The 919-nt window shown below is 76.6% G+C and carries 1 pseudogene; it reads right to left on the minus strand.

The features are described from left to right. A pseudogene (locus tag AWZ10_RS17270) lies at positions 1-812 on the minus strand (hypothetical protein); the annotation flags it as partial. Positions 813-919: the final 107 nt, after the last annotated feature.

Consider the following 919-nt stretch of genomic DNA (forward strand, 5'->3'; position numbering starts at 1 on the left):
GCGAGCCGCGCCCGGTCGTACCGCTCGATGGCCGGGGCCAGCAGCTTGTTGTCGAACGCCGGGTCGGTCGCGGGCCCGGCGGGCGGCCACAGCAACTGGCCCCCGGCGTCCCGGGCCAGCTCGGCCCGCCGCGCCGCCGCCTCACCCGACTCCCCCTCCGGGGGGTCGATCCAGGCGAGCAGCGACGCCAGATGCTGGTCCTCCACCCCGGACTGCCCGGTCGCCCAGTGCCGCGACAGCAGGTCGGTCAGCGCGAGCAGCAGCGAGGAGCCCGGCACCCGGGCCCGCTCCCCGAAGTGCGTGAGCCACCTGCCGAGCAACGGCACGCGCGGCGGCGCCGGATGGGGCGCCTCCGGGTCCTGCTCGGCGGTGCGCCGGAACCGCATGGAGCGCCCGAGGAGCCGTAGGAAGTCGATGCCCGTCCGGCTCGGCAGGATCAACTGCGGGGCGTCCGCGCACAGTTCGACCTCGACCTTGACGCGCTTGCCGGTCTCCGGGTCGGTTTCGCTGCGCTCGGCCGCCTCCACCACGTCGGCGTACGTGTCCACGTACGGCAGCACGATGTCGGCCAGCTCGGCCAGGAACGCGAACCGCAGGTCACGGTCCCGGGGCTGGGGCACCACCAGCAGCCGGGGCGCGTCCCGGTCCGTGCCGACGAGCGCGCCGAGCGGGGCCCCGGCCTCACCGGCGGTGGTGAGCGGCACGAGGACGAGGGGGCGGGCCGCGAGATGCCGGTGCAGGACGGTGGCCGTGGGCTGGGCGCGTCCGGTGCTGACGGCTTCGAAGCGGGCGAGGGTGGCGATCAGCGACACGGAACCCCCTCAGGGACCGAACCGGGGAGGACGGCGGCTTGCGGACGCCCGGCGGTGGCCCCCAGCGCCTCCGCCCGCAGCTCCGCCGCCCTGCGCAGCGCGGCCAC

It is taken from the genome of Streptomyces europaeiscabiei, assembly GCF_001550375.1.
Taxonomy (GTDB): domain Bacteria; phylum Actinomycetota; class Actinomycetes; order Streptomycetales; family Streptomycetaceae; genus Streptomyces; species Streptomyces europaeiscabiei.